The sequence below is a fragment of the Streptomyces sp. NPDC001549 genome, from assembly GCF_042894025.1.
Lineage (GTDB): Bacteria > Actinomycetota > Actinomycetes > Streptomycetales > Streptomycetaceae > Streptomyces > Streptomyces kutzneri.
The window spans coordinates 194676-208938 of sequence record NZ_JBIAVJ010000013.1; the positions used below are offsets into that span (position 1 = coordinate 194676).

Here is a 14263-nt window from a genome sequence, read left to right on the forward strand (position 1 = left end):
GTCAGCGGACCACCAGGGAGAGGAGAGGAGGCTCTTCGAGCCGGACGGAGGCGGCGGCGCCGCCGAGGAGAAAACCGCGCAGGGCGTACGGGCGGCCGGGCGCGACGGAGGTGTCGATCGGGCGCTCCACCGTGCCGGTGCCCGTTCCGGTGCCCGCGGCCGCGGCCGCGAGTTCGGCCCCGGTCACCCGGCACACGGCCGTTCCGCCGGACGGGCCGCCCGGGCGCCGCGGGTTGCGGCCGCCGTCCCCCCGGGCCACGAGGACGAAGCCGGGCAGGTCCGGGCCGGGCGCGCCGCCCGGCGCCCGTACGGTCACCCGCAGGACGGCGGGCCCGCGGCGCAGGCCGCGCCGGGCGCCGGGCACCAGCTCGTAGGCGATGGCCACGTCGGCGGGCAGTCCGGCCCGTGCGTCGCCCCCGGCCGAGGCGAGCACGGAACGGGCGCTGCGGGGTGCGGCGTGGACCTCGACGGACAACGCGGCCGGGGTGACCGGCAGCCGCAGGCCCTCGCGCAGGAACACGCTGCGGGCCACGGCGAACTCGGTGCGCCGGCCGTCCTGGGTGACGACGGCGGTGACGGTGCCGGCGGTGCCGGGCCAGTCGAAGCCGACCTCGACCAGGCCGGGCGCGGCCCGCCGCAGCGCGAGCCCGGTCACCGGCAGCGGGGCCTCGACCAGGACGGAGGGCCCGGCCAGGGCCCGCGCGCCCAGTACGGACACGGCGCAGACGCTGGTGAGCGATCCCGGGGGCGGGTGCCCGACGGAGACCGGGCCGCTCCCGGCCGGGCCGCTCCCGGCCGGGCCGCTCCCGGCCGGGCCGCTTCCGGCCGGGCCGCTCCCGCCCGGGCGGGACCAGCCCGGACCGGCCCAGTCCAGGGGCGGCGGCAGCTCGGCCGCCGTCAGTTCGGCCCGCTCGGCGGGGGCGGCGCCGGGCCACTCCACCAGCCGCACCTCGGCCCCGTCGCCGCCGGTCCGGTGGAACTCCACCCCGCCCGCCTCCCGGGCCAGGGCCGTCAGGGTGAGGACGGGCTCCGGCCAGGCGTGCACGGTGGCCGGGACGGTCACGGCCGCGGACAGCGCGCCGCGGTCGGCGCGGCCCGTCGGGGCGTACCGGGCCCGCACCGTCAGCTCGTACCTCCCGGGCGCCAGCCCCTCCGCGCGCAGGGTCTCCCGCAGGCCCGCCCGCGCCGCCGGGGGCACCGGGGCCGGTCCCTGCGGCCCGGTCAGTGTCACCTCGCAGTGGGACGCGCCCGACGGTGCGGTCCACGAGGCCCCGATCCACCCGTTGCCGTCGACGGCGGCCGCCTCCGTCACCGCCGGGGCGACCGACAGCGGGGCTGCGATCAGCGGCGGCCCGTCGACGGCGCCGTCGGCCCGCAGCGGCAGCGCCACGTGGCGGATCTCCTCGCCGATCCCGGCGCCGCGGTCCATGAGCACGCCCCCGGCCGGCCGCCCCGCCACCTCGGCGAGCGGCGCATCGGCCGGCTCCCCGCGGGTGAGCCGCACCACCCGCCAGCGCGTGTCACCGAAGTCCCCGACGGGCCAGCGCAGTTCGACACCTCCGGGGACGAGGGCGGACACCGGCGGGCCGGGATCCCCGGGCTCGGGCCGGTAGGTGCGGACCAGCCCGCGCACCGCGCGGGGGCAGTCGCCCGCCAGCGCCGCGGCCTCCTCGTAGTGGACGCAGGCCCGCTCCGGATCCTCCTGCTCCTCGGCCCGCCGGGCCACCGCGAGCTCGGTGTCGGCGGCCGTCACCCGGGCGGCCAGCCCGCCGAGGAGGGCCGCCAGCGCCCGGTCCTCACCCGCGGGCGGCAGCAGGGCGGCCCGGCGGGCCGCGGAGCGGATCCGGTGCGCCAGCACGTCGTCGAGCAGGGTCTCGGCTGCGGCCCGCTGCCCCTCGTCCAGCCGGGCCCGCCGGGCGGCCGCGTGGACCAGGGCCGCGGCCTCGGCCGGGTCGACCCCGAAGCCGGCCGCGGTGGCCGGCAGCCGCCCCTCGGGATGGTCCTGGAGCAGGTGGGTGAGCTGGTAGAGCAGGATCCGGCGCAGGGCGGCGGGGTCCGCCTCCTGGATCGCGGCCAGCCGCTCCAGCAGCCGGGCCGCGCCCGGCTCCGGCCGGTCCCGGCGCAGCGACCGCAGCGCCCCGGCGCCCACGTGCCGGCGCCGGCCGGGCCCGGTGACGGCGAAGATCCCGTCGAGCACCCGTAAGCGGCCGCCGGGCGGGACCAGTAGTTCGCCCAAGTGCCGTAATCCGATGGTCTGTTGCGCGGCGAGGAGTTCCCCGTACCCTCCCACGAGCGGCGACAGCGGCAGGCCGGAGAGCGCGCGGGGCAGCCCGATGGCATGCCCGAACTCGGTCCCGGCCATCCGCTCTGCGCCCCCCGTGCAGTGTGTGGGAGGTCATTTCAGCAGATACGCAGGTCGTTCGGGAGCTCTTTTCGTTCTCCAGGTGTACGGCGCAGTGTCACGAAGTGATCTCCGGCAGGTACCCCGGGACCGCTGTCCTTGGGGCGCCCCTCGACTCCCCCCTCACCCCCAGAGGTCGTCACCCCATGGCAGAACTCGACCGTCGCAGGTTCCTGCAGATAGCCGGTGGCACCGCCGCGCTCGCGATGCTGAACGACAGCATCGCGCGGGCCGCCGCCATCCCGGCGCAGGGCACCACCGGAACGATCCAGGACATCGAGCACATCGTCGTCCTGATGCAGGAGAACCGGTCCTTCGACCACTACTTCGGCGCGATGAAGGGGGTACGGGGCTTCGGCGACCCGCGGCCGGTCCTCCAGGACAACGGCAAGCCGGTCTTCCACCAGTCGAACGGGACGAAGGACATCCTGCCCTTCCACCCGCAGGTCCAGGACCTCGGCATGCAGTTCCTGGAGGGGCTCAACCACGACTGGGCCGGCGGCCACCAGGCGTACAACAACGGTAAGTACGACAAGTGGGTCCCGGCCAAGACGGCCACGACCATGTCGTACATGACCCGGAACGACATCCCGTTCCACTACGCCCTCGCCGACGCGTTCACGGTGTGCGACGCCTACCACTGCTCGTTCATCGGCGCCACGGACCCGAACCGCTACTACCTGTGGACGGGGCACACGGGCAACGACGGGACCGGCGGCGGTCCGGTCCTCGGCAACCAGGAGGCCGGCTACGGCTGGAAGACCTACCCCGAGCGGCTGGAGTCCGCCGGGGTCTCGTGGAAGGTCTACCAGGACATCGGCGACGGCCTGAACGCGGCCGGTTCCTGGGGCTGGATCAACGACGCCTTCCGCGGCAACTACGGCGACAACTCCCTGCTGTACTTCAACACCTATCGCAACGCCCAGCCCGGCAGCGCCCTGTACGAGAAGGCGCGCACGGGCACGAACGCCAAGGCGGGCGAGGGCTACTTCGACCGGCTGCGCGCGGACGTGGTGAACGGCGCCCTGCCCCAGGTCTCGTGGATCGCCGCCCCCGAGGCATTCAGCGAGCACTCGAACTGGCCGACGAACTTCGGCGCCTGGTACATCTCGCAGGTCCTGGACGCGCTGACCGCGAACCCGGCGGTCTGGGCCAAGACCGCCCTGTTCATCACCTACGACGAGAACGACGGCTTCTTCGACCACGTGGTCCCGCCGTACCCGCCGGCCTCCTCCGCCTGGGGCCTGTCCACGGCCGACGTGTCGAAGGACCTCTACGCCGGTGGCGGCGGCTACGCGGCCGGACCGTACGGGCTCGGCCCGCGCGTCCCGATGATCGTGGTCTCCCCCTGGAGCAAGGGCGGCTACGTCTGCTCCGAGACCTTCGACCACACCTCGGTGATCCGCTTCATGGAGAAGCGCTTCGGGGTGCAGGAGCCCAACATCTCCCCGTGGCGCCGTGCCGTATGCGGCGACCTGACCTCGGCCTTCGACTTCACCCGCGCCGATGCCGCACCCGCCGCGCTGCCGTCCACGGCCGGGTACGTCCCGCCGGACAAGGACCGCCACCCCTCCTACCACCCGACCCCGCCGGCGACCGGCACCCTGCCCCGGCAGGAAGCCGGCTCCAAGCCGACCCGCGCGCTCGGCTACAGCCCCTACGTGGACGGCGCCCGCGCCACCTCCACCGGCAAGTTCACCCTCACCTTCGCCGCCGGACCGGCCCTGGGCGCCCACTTCCACAGCACCTCGGGCAACCGCACGGACGGCCCCTGGCCCTACACGGTCGAGGCGGGCAAGACGCTCTCGGACACCTGGTCCACCAGCAGCTCCACCGGCAACCAGATCAACCTCACGGTGTGGGGCCCGAACGGCTTCCTGCGCACCTGGAAGGGCCCGGCGAAGAAGGCCGGCCCCGAGGTCACGGCCCGCCACCTGGCGGCCACCGGCAACCTGGCCCTGACCCTGGCCAACTCCGGGACGGCGGCCGTCAACCTCACGGTGACCAACACCTACGGCGGCGCCGCCCAGATCCTCAGGGTGGCGGCCGGCGCGACGGTCTCCCACACGGTGGACCTCGCCGCCTCGGGCCGCTGGTACGACGTGCAGGTCGTCTCCGACGCCGACGCCACCTTCCTGCGCCGCTTCGCCGGACACGTGGAGACCGGCGCCCCGGGCGTCTCGGACCCGGCGATCAAGACCGTCTGATCCGGTCCTCCGGTGCGCGCAGCAGCCGCCGTTCCAGGACCGGGAGGTCCGCGGGACGGTGGCTGCGGGCGTGCCGCAGCAGGAGGTCCCGCGCGGTGTCGGGCACCCGGCGCCGCTTCGGGTGGCGGGTGGTGAACTCCTCGCTCGCGAAGAACCGCACGGCGCCGTCCAGCCCGGCCCGGTCCGTCTCCCTTACGCCCCAGGCGAGTTGCTCCGTCGGAGCTCCGGCGAGCAGCCGCTCGGGGGCCCGCTCCGCGAGGAGCCACGCCGCGTCGCGGGGCTCCTCCCGTACGGCGCCCAGCCAGCCGAACACCGTCCCCAGCGGCACCCCGCGCGGCGCCCGGGGCTCCTCCTCGCCCGCGGCGAGGGCCCCGGCGTACTCCCGCAGCCCCGCGGGCGCCGCGGCCACCCACCGCGCGCGGTGCCGGGCGGGGATGCCGTCGGGGGACAGCGGGTCGAGCAGACGCCGCACCTCCGGCCCGTGGTGATCCGTACGCAGGCCCCCGCCGCACATACAGCTGAACGACTCGTCGGCGGGCAGGTCGTCGCCCGGCCGTCCGGCCTCCTCCACCGCGCCGATCTCGGCCGCGTCGCTGATCACGTACGTCCGGGGGTGGTGCGGGTGGCACGCTCCGTCGGGCCGCGCGAAGTACCCCATGACCAGGGGCTGCCGGCGTGGTGTCGGGTTCACGGTGTGATGGTAGATCCATTGGGCAGAACCCTCGGCGTCGGTTTTCTTCGCCACGTCACCGAGGGAGAACGCATGGCCATCGCCCACCGCAGGATCGGTACCGGACCCGTCCGCGTCATCGTGCTGCACGACTGGTTCGGCACCTCCGCGAACTGGGGTTCCGTACTGGACCACCTGGACCCGGAGGGCTTCAGCTACGTCTTCCTCGACTACCGCGGCTACGGCGACCGCCGCGACGTCCCCGGCCGCCACACCCTGGCCGAGATCGCCGACGACGTCCTCGAACTCGCCGACCAGCTCGGCTGGGACACCTTCTCCCTCCTCGGCCACTCCATGGGCGGCAAGGCGGTCCAGCAGGTCCTCGTCCGCGCCCCCGAGCGGGTGGAGAAGCTGATCGGGCTCGCCCCGGTCCCGGCCGCGCCCTACGCGATGGACGACGCGACCCACGCCCTCTTCCACGGCGCCGCCGCCGATCCCGGGAAGCGCCGTGTCATCCTCGACCTGGTCACGGGCAACCGCGTGAGCCGCCACTGGCTCGACGGGATGGTCGCCCACTCGCTGGCCGTCTCCCGCCCCGAGGCCTTCGCCGGCTACCTCGCGAGCTGGCAGCCGCTCGACCTGTCCGCCGCCGTGAAGGGCAACACCGTCCCGGTGCTCGTCCTCGTCGGTGAGTACGACCTCGCGATCACCGCGGATGTGATGAGGGACACCTGGCAGGCCTCCTACCCGGACTGCCGGGTCGTGACGGTCCCGGGCTCCGGCCACTACCCGCCGCACGAGACCCCGGTGGCCTTCGTCACCGAGGTGGAGGCCTTCCTGCGGATCTGAGCCGTCTCTTCCGGATCCTGCCGGGCACACGAAAAATCCCGTGGGGTACGAGGAAACCTCGTACCCCACGGGATCGAAGGGTGAGTGACGGGACTTGAACCCGCGGCCACCTGGACCACAACCAGGTGCTCTACCAACTGAGCTACACCCACCACGAAGGGCGGCGGACCGCCCGTTCGATGTGCAAGCACAGCATAGCCGATCAGAGGGGTGGTCCCGCGACGCCTTATCGGGCGGCGGACGTGCTCGCGGCCGGGCTTCCGGCCCGGTCGGAGGCGTGGGCGACGGCCGCCGCGGCGAGCGCCCGGACGATCGGGTGCGGCCTCGACCCGTCCCCGTGCAGCTCCGGCTGGAACAGCGTGGCCAGGAAGAACGGGTGCCCGGGCAGCTCCGCGATGCGCACCTGACCGTCCTCGTCGCGCCCCGACAGCCGCAGGCCGTGCGCGGTGAGCTCCGGCAGGTGCGTGGGCGCGGGCCCGAACATGCAGTGGTAGCGCTCCATCGACCGCTCCGCACCGAGCGCGGCCTCGGCGAGCGAGCCCGGCTCGCACCGTACGAGGCCCTCGTGCCCGACGAGCGAACAGGCGAGCGGCGCGATCAGCGGGTCCGCCGCCCCGGGATCGTTCTCGGCGTGCGCGGCCCCGGCCAGCCCGCACACGTTCCGCGCGTACTCCAGCAGGGCGTGCTGGAAGCCCCCGCAGGTCCCGAGGAACGGGATGCGCTCCTCGCGGGCCGCCCGGATCGCGGCCAGCGCCCCGGCCTCGCTGGCGTACGGGCTTCCTGGCAGCACCCACACGGCGTCGAAACGGGCCAAGGTCCCGGCGGCCGCTTCGGCCTCCGCCTCGCCGGTGGGGATCCAGTAGGCGTCGAGGACGAGCCCGTCGCGGGAAGCGAGGGAGTCGAGGAGGAGCGGGATCCGGGTGTGGGACTTCACGTGCGGGGAACGGTCGCCGACAAGGGCGATCCGCGCGATCGGGGCGGTGGTCATACCCGTCATCGTGCGACCCGGACCCGGTTCAGCGCCAACGATGGTTCCTGCATCCCCGATCAGTGATCCTGATGGGATCCTGCGGGTCATGGATCCGCACCTGCTCCGCACCTTCATCGCCGTGGCCCGGCTCTCCTCCTTCTCCGCGGCCGCCCGCGAGCTGGGCTACACCCAGTCGGCCGTCTCCCAGCACATCGCCGCGCTCGAAGGGGACCTGCGGGCCGAGCTGCTCACCCGCCGGCCCGTCGCGCCGACCCCGGCCGGGGTGCGGCTGCTGGAGCACGCCGGGCCGCTGCTGCTGCGGCTCGACGCCGCCCGCGCCGATGTGCTGCGGCTGGCCGCCGCCCCGCCCGGGCGCGTCACCCTCGCCGCCTCCCCGCTCGCCGTCGGCCCCCGGCTGCTCGCGGCGCTGCCCGCCACCGGGGTCACCCTGCGGGTGCTGCCCCCGGCCGAGGTGCCCGCCGCCGTCGCCACCGGGGGCTGCGACCTCGGCCTGGTCGACGGCCTCGCCGCGCCGAGCGACCCGCTGCGGCTGCCCGACGTGGCCCCGCTCACCGTGACGGGCGCGGGGGAGGAGGAACTGGCCGTGCTGCTGCCCGCCGGGCACCCGCTCGCCGGGCGGGCCGCCGTCCGGCTGGACGACCTCGCCGACGCGCGCTGGCTCGACGCCCCCGGCGTGGGGCTGCCGCTCACCGCCGCCCGTGCCTCCGTCCGCTACGAAGGCACCGACCTGCTCGCGCTGTGCGCCCTCGCAGCCGCCGGGCACGGCCTCGCGCTGCTGCCGCGCCGCGTGGCGGAGGCCGCCGGCGCGGGGGTCGCCGTACCCCTGGCGGCCCCGCGCCTGGTGCACCGCACGGAGCTCCTCTCGCCGGGCCGCCCGACCGGCGTGGCCGCTGCCCTCGCCGCCCGGCTCACGGCAGGATCACCCGTATGACACGTGAACCCGCACCCTTCACGGCCGATGACTACGCCGCCCGGATGGCCGCCGCCGCCCAGACCGCCGCCGCCGCGGGACTCGCCGGACTGCTGATCGCCCCCGGGCCCGACCTCACGCACCTCACGGGCTACCGGCCCACCGCCGAGACCGAGCGGCTGACCCTGCTCGTCCTGGCCGCCGGGCAGGACCCGGTGCTCATCGTGCCCGCGCTGGAGGCACCCGACGCGGAACAGGCCCCGGGCGCCACCGCGCTGACCCTGCGGGACTGGGCCGACGGGAAGAACCCGTACGCCGTCGCCGCCCCACTGCTGGACTTCCGCGGGCGCTTCGGGGTGAGCGACAACACCTGGGCGCTGCATCTCCTCGGCCTGCAGCGGGAACTGCCGAACAGCACCTACGCGCCGCTCACCGACTGCCTGCCCATGCTCCGCGCGGTCAAGGACGAGCGGGAGCTGGAGCGACTCGCCGCGGCGGGGGCCGCCGCCGACGCCGCCTACGCGCAGATCCTCCACCTCCCGTTCGCCGACCGGCGGGAGACCGACGTGGCCGAGGACCTGGCCGGCCTGCTGCGCGCGCACGGCCACTCCCAGGTCGACTTCACGGTCGTCGGCTCCGGCCCCAACGGGGCCAACCCGCACCACGAGGCCGGCGACCGCGTCATCCGCCACGGCGACATGGTGGTCCTCGACTTCGGCGGCCTGCGCTTCGGCTACGGCTCCGACATCTCCCGCACCGTGCACGTCGGCGAGCCCACCGCCGAGGAACAGCGGGTCCACGACATCGTCCGCGAGGCCCAGCAGGCCGGTGTGGCCGCGGTCCGGCCGGGGGTCTCCTGCCAGGAGATCGACCGGGCCGCCCGTGCCGTGATCACCGAGTTCGGCTACGGGGACCGCTTCATCCACCGCACCGGCCACGGCATCGGGGTCACCACCCACGAGCCCCCGTACATGGTCGAGGGCGAGGAGCAGCCGCTGGTCCCCGGCATGTGCTTCTCCGTGGAACCGGGCGTCTACCTGCCGGGCCGGTTCGGCGTCCGCATCGAGGACATCGTGACCGTCACCGAGGACGGCGGGCTCCGCCTCAACAACGCCCCGCGCGAGCTCGCCGTCGTGGAGTGAGCCTCACGGGGCCAGGACGACCGCCGTTTCGCCGGGTACGTGGATCCGCCCGTCGGGACCCGGATGTGCGACCGGCTCCCAGGAGGCCCGCACCCGTACCCCGTTGCGGCCCAGCGCGATCGTCACCGGGTCCGGGGAGAGGTTCACGGCCACCCGGACGTCGCCCCGCCGGAAGGTGAGCCAGCGACGCTCCTCGTCGTGCGCGACCCGGACCGCCCCCAGGTCCGGGTCGCGCAGGTCGTGATGGGTGCGGCGGAGTGCGATCAGGGTGCGGTACCAGTCCAGCAGGCGGGCGTGGACGGCCTGTTCGGGTTCCGTCCAGTCCAGGCAGGAGCGGTCCCGGGTGGCCGGGTCCTGCGGGTCCGGGATCTCCTCGGACTTCCAGCCGTGTGCCGCGAACTCCCGGCGCCGGCCGGACCGTACCGCCTCGGCGAGGCCCGGGTCCGGATGGTCGGTGAAGTACTGCCAGGGCGTCCTGGCCCCCCACTCCTCGCCCATGAACAGCATCGGCACGAACGGCCCGGTCAGGGCCACGGCCGCGGCGCACGCCAGCAGTCCGGGGGAGAGCGAGGCGGAGAGCCGGTCGCCGAGCGCCCGGTTGCCGATCTGGTCGTGGGTCTGGGTGTAGCCGAGGAAGCGGTGGGCCGGGGTCCGGCGGTGGTCCACCGGGCGGCCGTGGGTACGGCCGCGGAAGGAGGACCAGGTCCCGTCGTGGAAGAAGACCCGGGTCATGGTCTTGGCGAGGGCGGTGAGCGGGGCCGTGGCGAAGTCGGCGTAGTACGCCTGGGATTCGCCCGTCAGCGCGCAGTGCAGGGCGTGGTGGAAGTCGTCGTTCCACTGGGCGTGCAGGCCCAGGCCCCCGGTGGCGCGCGGGGTGGTGGTGCGGGGGTCGCAGCGGTCGGACTCGGCGATCAGGAACAGCGGGCGGCCGGTGTCGGCGGCCAGTTCGTCGACGGCCGCGGACAGTTCCTCCAGGAAGGTCAGCGCCCGGTCGTCGGCCAGCGCGTGCACGGCGTCCAGCCGCAGTCCGTCGATCCCGTAGTCGCGCAGCCAGGCCAGGGCGCTGCCGAGCAGGTAGGCGCGTACCTCGTCGGAGCCGGCCGCGTCCAGGTTCACCGCGGAGCCCCACGGGGTGTGGTGGGTGTCGGTGAAGTACGGGCCGAAGGCGGGCAGGTGGTTGCCGGACGGGCCGAGGTGGTTGTGGACCACGTCCAGCACCACGCCCAGCCCGGCCTCGTGCGCGGCGGCCGTGAAGCGGGCCAGGCCGGCCGGGCCGCCGTACGGCTCGTGCACGGCCCAGGGCGCGACCCCGTCGTACCCCCAGCCGTGCCGGCCGGAGAAGGAGCAGACCGGCATCAGTTCCACGTGTGTGACGCCGAGGGCGGTGAGGTGCCCGAGCCGGGCGGCGGCCGCGTCGAAGGTGCCCTCGGGGGTGAACGTGCCGATGTGCAGCTCGTACAGGACGGCGTCCTGGAGCCGGGTGTGCGGCGGTTGCGCCGGCCGCGGGGCGAGGCTTTCCGGATCGACCACCGCCGACAGGCCGTCGGGCCCGTCGGGCAGCCGGCGTCCGCGCGGGTCCGGCCGCGGGCCGTCGCCGTCGAGCAGGAATCCGTAGCGGCTCCCGTCGGCGGCCGGGGCCTCGGCGGTCCACCAGCCGTCCCGTTCCGGATCGCGTGCCATGTCGTACGTCGTCCCGTCCAGCAGCATGGCGACGTGACCTGTCAGTGGTGCCCACACCTCGAACTGCACGGACGGTCCCCTCGTCGGCGGCGGTGTCCAGCATGCGTATCGTGCCCATCATTCCGGGCGTGGCGGGGGAGTTCTGGACACTCCGGCCCCGACGGGCCGACAATCACCCTGTGACGTCCAGTTTCGAGATTCCCGCCTTCCCCGCGCCGCGGCTGTCCGACGCCGAGCGCGACCGGGCGCTGGGCCAGCTCAGGGAGGGCGCGGCCCTCGGGAAGCTGTCCCACGACACCTTCCTGCGCCGGATGGAACTCGCCCTGGTCGCCCGCCGCTCCGAGGACCTCGCCGTGCTCACGGCCGACCTCCAGTCCCGGGAGGCGGCCGAAAGCCCCTGGACCCGTCGGCTGTTCGGCTGGGTCGGCCGGGCCTCGGCCGTGTCCCTCGGGGTCCGGCGCGCCTGGAACGCCGAGCGGCTGCCCAAGCTGCTGCTGCCGCATCCGAGCGCGGCGGCCCTGCGGATAGGCCGCGACCCCGGCAACGGGCTGCGGCTCAGCCACGAGACGGTCTCCCGGGCGCACGCGGAGCTCAGGCTGCAGGGCGGGGTGTGGGTGCTCAGGGACCTCGGCTCCACCAACGGGACCACGGTCAACGGACACCGGGTGACCGGCTCCGCGGTGGTCCGCGACGGGGACCAGGTCAGCTTCGGGAACATGACCTTCCGGCTCTCGTCGAGCTGAGGGCGTCCCCCGAGGGCATCCGCCGAGGGTGTCCCCTGCGGGCCCCGGGGCCCGGACGAGGCACCCCCCGGGCCCGGGCCCGGGCCCGGTTCCGTTTCCCGCTGACCGCGACGCTCCGGATGCCCGGCGCGGGCGTGCGCCGTGCACTTCTGTGCGCCCCCTTGTGCTCCTTCGGCGCGGGAGGCCGCCGTCGTACGGTTCCGGGCTATGAGCGGATACACGATGGAACCGGCCACGCCGATGGAAATCAGCCTGCGAGTCCTGCCGCCCTCCGACCGGTGGTCCCCCACGCTCGCGGTACCGGCACCGTTCTGCCGTTTCGAGAACTTTCTGGGGGCGGAGCGCGCCGCCGCCCTGCTGGAGTACGCGATAGCGCGGGAGGAGGACTTCACGGCGGGGACCGTCCTGGACCCCCTGACCGGACAGGTGTCCCGCAAGGGGCGGGACTCGCTGGTCCTTCCCGTGACCAGCGAGGTGTTCAGCGCACACCTGGCCGACTGTCTGCCGCTCGTCCAGGAGGTCCTCGGTCACCGGGCCGCGCTCGCGCAGTCGTTGACCGTCCTGACGGCGCACGGTGAAGGCGGCCACTTCGGCGTCCACACCGACGCCTCGCGTGTCCGGGACGTGAGCACGGCCCTGTCCGCCGTGTACTACCTGCACCGCACGCCGCGCGGCTTCGGCGGCGGCCGGCTCCGCCTGTACGACACCGTGGTGGACGACGGCCGGGCGCGTCCGGGGGAGTCCTACCGCACGATCGATCCCGAGCACGACACCATCGCCTTCTTCCCCTCCGGGGCCTTCCACGAGGTCGTGCCGTCCACCTGCCCGAGCGGGCGGTTCTCGGACCACCGGTTCACCCTCACGACCTGGATCTCCGGAGGGGAGCCCGCCGTGGGTCCGGGCGCCCGCAGGCCGTACGTCTGGCAGTGGCTGGCGGATGCGGCCGAAGGCACCCGCCCCCTCCACGACGCCGGGGAGGACCACGATGGAGCCAGGCCGGTGGCCCTGCCGCCGCCCGGCCCCGACACCCGCCTGGGGGCGCCCAGGACCTGACCGCCGCTCAGCCCGCCCCCCGCTCAGCCCGCCCGCTCGTCCCGGCCGGCCGCGACGAGGCGGTCGTAGGCGGCCAGGACGGTCCGGGACTGGTGTTCCACCTGGGTGGCCACCGGGACCCAGCGGGCCCCGAAACGGGCCGCGAAGTCCTCGCACCACCCGGTGACCAGCCGGTCCAGCCCGGGCGCCGCCGGATGCCCCTGGGTGCGCAGCACCCGCAGCAGCATCGCGGCGGCGCGCAGCGACAGCCGCCGTCCGAAGGCGTCGATGCTGGCGATGTACGCCGCCGTGGCCTCCTCGGGAGCCCCGGCCGTCCACTCGGCGGCGATCCGGGGGATCAGAGCGAGCGTCCAGTCCACCGCGCGCAGCAGGGGCGCCGCGGCCGGGTCCTCGTACGGCGGCGGACCCGGCCGTACGTCGGCGCCCGCCCGGACCGAGGCGACGAGCGAGGCGTCCGAGGTGAGCCGCTCGGCCAGCATCCGCAGGGCGCCGCGCGGGTCCGGGTGCGGTGCCGGATCGTCCACCAGGTCGGAGGCCCACATGGGGACTTCGACGATGGCGGTCGTGCCGGCGTAGCGATGGGCGTGGTACCAGGTGCTCAGCCGGGTGTCCTCCGGGTGGAAGGCACCGGCGGCCTCGCTGCCCGGCTGCGGGATCACGAAGATCCCGGGCCCGGGGGAGGGCCAGCCGGCCGCGTCCGAGGCGCCGTTCTCCACCGGGATGCGCAGCTCGGCGGCCGATTTGGCGAACGGCTCGGCGAGGCCGGGTACGTCCCGGGTGAGCTGTACCCAGGAGCCGCCGAGGTCGGTGGCGTGCAGGGAGACCTGCAGGACGGGCCGCAGCTCGTCGATGAGCGCCATCAGGGCCAGGGTCTCGGGCGGCAGCCGGTCCGGGGGCAGTAAGGACGGCGCCCACTCGGGCTGTTCGGGGCCGGGCGGCCGGAAGAAGTTCCGGTGGTAGTCCAGCAGCGAGTACGGGTGCGGGGTGCGGTGCAGTTCCGCGCCGTCCGGGTCGGCACAGAGCAGGAAGTGCCAGCCGCAGCCGGCCCGCGGCGCCGGGTCGTCGAGGACGCGCCGGGCGAGCGAGAGGGCGGTGGCGCCGCCGACGGGCTCGTTGGCGTGCGCCCCGGCGACGACGAGGACGTTGCGGTCGGCCCCGCGCGGGGCGCCGCCGGTCGCGGCGACGGACAGCACCCAGAGCGGCTGTCCGGCCCGGGAGGTGCCGGCCTGGCGGAGCCGGGCCTCGCCGGGGTGTTCGTCCGCCAGAGCGCGGGCGGCGAGCCCGAGTTCCCGCGGTGTGGGGTAGCGCATGTCACGGAGGAGAGTCACAAGGGATGCCATGCCCCGAGGGCCCGCCGCCTACTGCTCCGCGGGCCCCGCAGTTCCCCGAATTCCGGGTGAAACCCCTGGCCAAGGCCCGGGGACCCGGCGCCGGGGCCGTGCCGCCGGGGCCGCAGAGGTTCGGGCTGCTTAAGTCAATCGCAGTGCACTGGGTTTCAGCCCGGTGGTGAAGCGATTCTCGGAAGTGCGCTGACCGGCAGGTCACCTTGGACGGTATTCGTCACGAAAACCAAGTGGGTGTGAAGGAGGAAAGTGCAGTGCCGACCCGTGCGGATGT

11 protein-coding genes and 1 tRNA gene are annotated in these 14263 nt (G+C 74.8%); 6 read left to right on the top strand and 6 right to left on the bottom strand.

The genetic code is table 11. The features are described 5' to 3' along the window. Position 1 precedes the first annotated feature (1 nt). Positions 2–2362, bottom strand: a complete 2361-nt coding sequence (locus tag ACFY04_RS22440; protein ID WP_389119046.1) for a hypothetical protein — start codon at positions 2360–2362, stop codon at positions 2–4. 185 nt (positions 2363–2547) lie between these two features. On the opposite strand from ACFY04_RS22440, the gene ACFY04_RS22445 reads away from it, so the two are divergent. After that, on the top strand, positions 2548–4608 hold the full coding sequence (locus tag ACFY04_RS22445; RefSeq protein ID WP_389119048.1) for a phosphocholine-specific phospholipase C: 2061 nt from the start codon (positions 2548–2550) through the stop codon (positions 4606–4608). Here ACFY04_RS22445 and ACFY04_RS22450 read toward each other — a convergent pair. Further along, positions 4595–5299: a hypothetical protein gene (locus tag ACFY04_RS22450; RefSeq protein ID WP_389119050.1), complete on the bottom strand. Its 705-nt coding sequence runs from the start codon at positions 5297–5299 to the stop codon at positions 4595–4597. The two genes, ACFY04_RS22445 and ACFY04_RS22450, sit on opposite strands and share 14 nt — an antisense overlap. A 72-nt stretch (positions 5300–5371) precedes the next feature. Between ACFY04_RS22450 and ACFY04_RS22455 the strand changes: the two genes are divergently transcribed. Further along, on the top strand, positions 5372–6127 hold the full coding sequence (locus tag ACFY04_RS22455; protein ID WP_389119051.1) for an alpha/beta fold hydrolase: 756 nt from the start codon (positions 5372–5374) through the stop codon (positions 6125–6127). 79 nt (positions 6128–6206) lie between these two features. Here the strand turns inward: ACFY04_RS22455 and ACFY04_RS22460 are convergent. Both ACFY04_RS22460 and ACFY04_RS22465 read right to left on the bottom strand, forming a co-directional pair. Beyond that, positions 6207–6279: transfer RNA gene (locus tag ACFY04_RS22460), tRNA-His, on the bottom strand. A gap of 74 nt (positions 6280–6353) precedes the next feature. Then, positions 6354–7115: a hypothetical protein gene (locus tag ACFY04_RS22465; RefSeq protein WP_389119052.1), complete on the bottom strand. Its 762-nt coding sequence runs from the start codon at positions 7113–7115 to the stop codon at positions 6354–6356. 88 nt (positions 7116–7203) lie between these two features. Here ACFY04_RS22465 and ACFY04_RS22470 point away from each other — a divergent pair, with 88 nt between their 5' ends. Further along, a complete protein-coding gene (locus ACFY04_RS22470) occupies positions 7204–8049 on the top strand; it encodes a LysR family transcriptional regulator (protein ID WP_389119054.1) in 846 nt (281 codons plus the stop codon). Continuing rightward, entirely contained in the window at positions 8046–9170 is a 1125-nt protein-coding gene (locus tag ACFY04_RS22475) for a M24 family metallopeptidase (protein ID WP_389119056.1), read from the top strand. The genes ACFY04_RS22470 and ACFY04_RS22475 overlap by 4 nt, the downstream gene beginning before the upstream one ends. Before the next feature lie 3 nt (positions 9171–9173). Here the strand turns inward: ACFY04_RS22475 and treZ are convergent, their stop codons facing one another. Continuing rightward, positions 9174–10919, bottom strand: coding sequence for a malto-oligosyltrehalose trehalohydrolase (gene treZ, locus ACFY04_RS22480; protein WP_389119058.1), 1746 nt, complete (start codon positions 10917–10919; stop codon positions 9174–9176). A 110-nt stretch (positions 10920–11029) separates the two neighbouring features. On the opposite strand from treZ, the gene ACFY04_RS22485 reads away from it, so the two are divergent. Both ACFY04_RS22485 and ACFY04_RS22490 read left to right on the top strand, forming a co-directional pair. Further along, the gene (locus tag ACFY04_RS22485) at positions 11030–11593 is read left to right on the top strand and encodes an FHA domain-containing protein (protein ID WP_389119059.1); all 564 of its coding nucleotides are present in this window, start codon (positions 11030–11032) and stop codon (positions 11591–11593) included. Positions 11594–11800: 207 nt separating this feature from the next. Further along, entirely contained in the window at positions 11801–12646 is an 846-nt protein-coding gene (locus ACFY04_RS22490) for a 2OG-Fe(II) oxygenase (RefSeq protein WP_389119061.1), read from the top strand. Positions 12647–12669: 23 nt separating this feature from the next. Here the strand turns inward: ACFY04_RS22490 and ACFY04_RS22495 are convergent, their stop codons facing one another. Then, positions 12670–13974 (bottom strand): M14 family zinc carboxypeptidase, encoded by a 1305-nt coding sequence (locus tag ACFY04_RS22495; RefSeq protein ID WP_389119105.1) that lies wholly within the window; start codon positions 13972–13974, stop codon positions 12670–12672. Positions 13975–14263: the final 289 nt, after the last annotated feature.

Excerpts from the sequence above, each read along its gene's own strand:
- ACFY04_RS22440 (WP_389119046.1), bottom strand. The coding sequence starts at position 2,362 with ATGGCCGGGACCGAGTTCGGGCATGCCATCGGGCTGCCCCGCGCGCTC.
- ACFY04_RS22445 (WP_389119048.1), top strand. The coding sequence starts at position 2,548 with ATGGCAGAACTCGACCGTCGCAGGTTCCTGCAGATAGCCGGTGGCACC.
- ACFY04_RS22455 (WP_389119051.1), top strand. The coding sequence starts at position 5,372 with ATGGCCATCGCCCACCGCAGGATCGGTACCGGACCCGTCCGCGTCATC.
- ACFY04_RS22465 (WP_389119052.1), bottom strand. The coding sequence starts at position 7,115 with ATGACCACCGCCCCGATCGCGCGGATCGCCCTTGTCGGCGACCGTTCC.
- ACFY04_RS22470 (WP_389119054.1), top strand. The coding sequence starts at position 7,204 with ATGGATCCGCACCTGCTCCGCACCTTCATCGCCGTGGCCCGGCTCTCC.
- ACFY04_RS22475 (WP_389119056.1), top strand. The coding sequence starts at position 8,046 with ATGACACGTGAACCCGCACCCTTCACGGCCGATGACTACGCCGCCCGG.
- ACFY04_RS22490 (WP_389119061.1), top strand. The coding sequence starts at position 11,801 with ATGAGCGGATACACGATGGAACCGGCCACGCCGATGGAAATCAGCCTG.